4 protein-coding genes are annotated in these 4,769 nt (G+C 70.9%); all 4 read left to right on the forward strand.

Annotated elements, in window-relative coordinates; translation table 11 throughout:
• The coding region (locus PQR02_RS39625) for an efflux transporter outer membrane subunit (RefSeq protein WP_408243258.1) at positions 1-1,410 on the forward strand (1,410 nt) is incomplete at its 5' end.
• Positions 1,411-1,420: 10 nt separating this feature from the next.
• Positions 1,421-3,721, forward strand: coding sequence for an FUSC family protein (locus tag PQR02_RS39630; protein WP_408243259.1), 2,301 nt, complete (start codon positions 1,421-1,423; stop codon positions 3,719-3,721).
• Positions 3,711-3,911 carry a DUF1656 domain-containing protein gene (locus PQR02_RS39635; protein ID WP_408243260.1) on the forward strand — a complete coding sequence of 67 codons (201 nt, stop codon included), beginning with the start codon at positions 3,711-3,713 and terminating at the stop codon, positions 3,909-3,911. The genes PQR02_RS39630 and PQR02_RS39635 overlap by 11 nt, the downstream gene beginning before the upstream one ends.
• A 13-nt stretch (positions 3,912-3,924) precedes the next feature.
• The coding region (locus PQR02_RS39640; RefSeq protein WP_408243261.1) for an efflux RND transporter periplasmic adaptor subunit at positions 3,925-4,769 on the forward strand (845 nt) is incomplete at its 3' end.

A 4,769-nucleotide genomic window follows, 5' to 3' on the forward strand; every position in this document is an offset into this window, starting at 1 on the left:
AGCGACGCCCGGTGGCCGGCCGCCGACTGGTGGCGCGCCTACGACGATCCCCAGCTGAACGCGTGGATCGACGCCGCGCAGGCCGGCAATCCGAGCCTCGCCGCCGCCCAGGCGCGCGTGCGCGAGGCGCTGTCGATGGCGGGCGTCGCGCGCGCGGCGCTTGCGCCGCAGGTCAACGGCAGCCTGTCGATCCGGCGCCAGCAGTGGGCCGACAACGTGTACTACGGCCCGGGGCCGCTCGCCGGCGAGCAGTCGTGGAACAACACCGGCACGCTCGGCCTGTCGTATCACCTGGACCTGTGGGGCCGGGACCGCAACGCCGCCGAACGCGCGCTCGACGCCGCCCACGCGAGCGCCGCCGATGCCCGCGCCGCGCAGCTCGAACTGCAGGCCAACGTGGTGCGCACGTATATCGGCATGTCGCTGGACTACGCGCTGCTCGACATCGCGAAGGCCACGCTGCAGCAACAGCAGCAGATCGTGGATCTGGCCAGCCGGCGCCTGCGGGGCGGCATCGGCACGCAGCTCGAAGTGAGCCAGGCTGCCACGCCGCTGCCGGAGTACGAGCGCCAGATCGACGCGCTCGACGAGCAGATCGCGCTGGCCCGCAACCAGCTCGCGGCGCTGGCCGGCAAGGGGCCGGGCGCGGGCGACGCGATCGGCCGTCCGGCGCTGTCGCTCGCCGCGCCGGCGGGGCTGCCCGCCGCGTTGCCGGCGGAGCTGATCGGCCACCGGCCGGACGTGGTCGCCGCGCGCTGGACGGTGGCCGCGCAGGCGCGCGGCATCGACGTCGCGAAGGCGGACTTCTATCCGGACATCAACCTGCTCGCGTCGATCGGCGGCTATGCGGCGATGGGGCCGCTGTTCCAGTTCCTGAAGAGTCCGTCGCACAGCTGGAGCGTGGGGCCGGCGCTGTCGCTGCCGATCTTCGACGGCGGGCGGCTGCGCTCGCAGCTCGGCGCGGCGTCGGCCGGTTACGACGAGGCGGTGGAGCGCTACAACCAGTCGATCGTCGGCGCGCTGAAGGACATCTCCGACCAGGTGATCCGCCTGCGTTCGCTGGCGACCCAGGCCGAGGACGCGGCCCGTTCGGTGGCGGCGGCGCAGCGCAACTACGATCTGTCGCGCGAGGGTTACCGGCGCGGGCTGACCGACTATCTGAACGTGCTGGTCGCGCAGAACCAGCTGCTGCGCGCGCAGGAAGGCGTCGCGAAGGTGCAGGCTGAACGGCTGGGCGCGCATGCGTCGCTGATGACGGCGCTCGGCGGCGGGCTGGATGAACCGGGTAACGGGCCGAAGGCGGATGAGACGCTGCCGGGGCATGGCAAGGGGAAGGCGGCCCGCACGAGCACCACGGCAACCACGGCAACCGCCGCGCGCGCCAGTGGCACCGCCCCCGCGGCCGAGTAAGGAAGCGCCCATGTCCGCGTCTCCCTCCGCCCGCACACGCCCCGCGTCCCTCGCCGCCCTGCGCACCGCCGTCGCCGGCTGGGCCCGCACCGACGGCCTCACCTGGGTCTACCTGTTCAAGGCGCTCGCCGCCTGCTTTCTCGCGCTCGGCATCGCGATGAAGCTCGACCTGCCGCAGCCGCGCACCGCGATGACCACCGTGTTCATCGTCATGCAGCCGCAAAGCGGCATGGTCTTCGCCAAGAGCTTCTACCGCATCTGCGGCACCCTCGTCGGGCTGGTCGTGATGCTCGCGCTGACCGGCCTGTTCGCGCAGCAGCCGGAGCTGTTCATCGTGTCGACCGCGCTGTGGGTCGGCCTGTGCACCGCGGGCGCCGCGCGCAACCGCAACTTCCGCTCGTACGGCTTCGTGCTGGCCGGCTACACCGCCGCGCTGATCGGCATCCCCGCCGCGCAGCATCCGGACGGCGCGTTCCTCAGCGCGCTCACGCGGGTCGCCGAAGTAGTGCTCGGCATCGTCTGCGCGGGCGCGGTCAGCGGCCTCGTGTTCCCGCAGTTCGCCGGCCTGCAGATGCGCAGCACCGTGCGCGCGCGCTTCTCGGCGTTCGTCGAGTACGTGTCGGCGTCGCTGGCCGGGCACAACGACCGCGCGCGCATCGAAGCGACCAACACGCGCTTTGTCGCCGACATCGTCGGCTTCGAGGCCGCGCGCAGCGTGGCCGTGTTCGAAGGCCCCGACTCGCGCCGGCGCGGCGGCCGCCTCGCGCGGCTGAACAGCGAGTTCATGACCGCCTCGACGCGCTTTCACGCGCTGCATCAGCTGATGAACCGGCTGCGCAGCGCCGGCGGAACTGGCACGAGCGACACGCCCGGCACGCCCGGCACGACTCGCACGACCGGCACGACTAGCACGACTCGCACGACTCGCACGAGCGGCGCGGCCATCGCGATCGCCGCGCTCGAACCGTACTTCAGGGAAATCGCCCCGCTGCTCGCGAAGTCCGGCGAACCGGTGCTGAGCGCCGCCGATGCCGCACACGCCGCCGCCCAGCTCGACGCCTACAGGGCTGCGCTGCCGGCACGCGTGCGCGCCACCCGCGCCGACCTGCTCACGCATCCCGACGCGCCGCTGCTCGACTTCGACACCGGCGCCGAACTGCTGTACCGCTTCATCGACGACCTGCACGCGTATGCGGCCACCTACGCGTCGCTCGCGCTCGACACGCATGCGCGCGAGCGCTGGATCGACCGCTACGAGCCGAAGACCAACGCGCTCGCCGCAGGCGTCGCGGGTCTGCGCGCGGCCCTCGTGATGATGGCGCTCGGCGCGTTCTGGATCGCCACCGCCTGGCCGAGTGGCTCGACCCTCACGCTGACCGCGGCCGCCGTGTGCGCGCTGGCGTCGTCCTCGCCCAATCCGAAGCGCACCGTGTTCCAGATGGCCGCCGGCACGCTGGTCGCCACGCTCATGGGAATGCTCGCGGTGTACGGGGTGTTTCCGCACATCGACGGCTTCGCGCTGCTGTGCGCCGCGCTCACGCCGTTCCTGCTGTTCGGCGTGTTCATGACCACGCGGCCGGCGCTGGCCGGCTACGGCGTGGGCTACTGCATCTTCTTCTGCTTTCTGGCCGGCCCCGACAACGTGATGCACTACGACCCCAGCGCATTCATGAACGACGCGCTGGCGCTGGTGCTGTCGATGCTGGTGTCGTCGGTGGCGTTCGCGGTGCTGCTGCCGCCGTCCACGCCCTGGCTGCGCAACCGGCTGCTGGTCGATCTGCGCCGTCAGGTGGTGCTGGCGGGCCGCGCGGGCCTGCGCCGGGTGCGCTCGCGCTTCGAGAGCGGCGCGCGCGACCTGATGTTCCAGATCAACGCGCTCGCGCCCGACGAACCCGAGCTGCGGCGCGACACCTTGCGCTGGCTGTTCTCGGTGCTCGAGGTGGGCAATGCGGTGATCGATCTGCGCAGCGAGGTCGCGGGGCTGCCGGCCGGGGCGCGCTACGCGAAGTCGGCGCCGTGGCGCGTGGCGCTGCGCACGATGGGCGACGCGTTGAGCGCGCTCTTCGAGACGCCGCGCGAGGACCGCTTCGCACGCGCGCTGGCGGGCACCGCCGACGCGATCGCCGCGCTCCAGCAGCTGCTCGCCAGCTTCACGCCGCCGCGCGAGGAGCGGCATCAGTTGCAACGCATCCTCAGCCAGCTGCATTTCATCCGTACCGCGCTGCTCGATCCGCAATCCCCGCTCGAACCCCTGATGGGTGAACGCAGCGACCGGGCCGGCACCCCAGAAGGAGTTTCCCATGCCACGTGACATCGCCGTTCTCGACGCCTACGTGCCGGCCATCGTGCTGCTGTTCATCGCGGGCGCGGCGCTCACCTGGGTGCTGGACCGCGTGATCGCCTGGACGGGCCTGTATCGCGTGGTGTGGCATCCGTCCCTGTTCCGGGCCAGTCTGCTCGTATGTGTGTGCGGCGTGCTGGGTCTCGCCGTTTATCGTTGACCAGAGTCGAACCATGACCATCCGAAATCTCGTTGGCTTCCTCGCGACAGCCCTTGTCTTTATCGTCGCGATCCTGATCGGGCGCGTGCTGTGGGTCCATTACATGGATGAACCGTGGACCCGCGACGGGCGCGTGCGCGCCGAGATCGTGAACGTGGCGCCCGATGTGTCGGGCGCGGTCGTCGATCTGCCGGTGAAGGACAACCAGCTGGTGAAGAAGGGCGAGCTGCTGATGCAGATCGATCCGTCGCACTACCAGATCGCGGTCGAACAGGCGCAGGCGGCGGTGGCCGCGCGCAAGGCCGAGCTGCAGATGAAGCGCGACGACGCGCAGCGGCGCGCCGATCTGGACGCGCTGGTGGTGTCGAAGGAAAGCCGCGAGAACGCGACGCATACGGCGTCGGCGGCCGAGGCGTCGTACCAGCAGGCGCTGGCCGCGCTCGATGCGGCGAAGCTCAATCTCGCACGCACGCGGGTGGTATCGCCGGTCGATGGGTATGTGACGAACCTGAGCGTGTTCCGGGGTGACTATGCGACGGCGGGGGCGGCGAAGCTGGCGATCGTCGATAGCCACTCGTTCTGGGTGTATGGGTACTTCGAGGAAACCAAGCTGCCGCATGTGCGCATCGGCGACCAGGCCGAGGTGCGGCTGATGAGCGGCGGCACCTTGCAGGGCCACGTGGAGAGCATCTCGCGCGGCATCTACGATCGCGACAATCCGGAAAGCCGCGAGCTGCTCGCCGATGTGAATCCGACCTTCAACTGGGTGCGCCTCGCGCAGCGCGTGCCGGTGCGTGTGAAGATCGATGCGGTGCCGGAGGGGGTCGTGCTGGCGGCGGGGATTACGTGCACGGTGGT

It is taken from the genome of Paraburkholderia sediminicola (assembly GCF_046026895.1).
Classification (GTDB): Bacteria; Pseudomonadota; Gammaproteobacteria; order Burkholderiales; family Burkholderiaceae; genus Paraburkholderia; species Paraburkholderia sediminicola_C.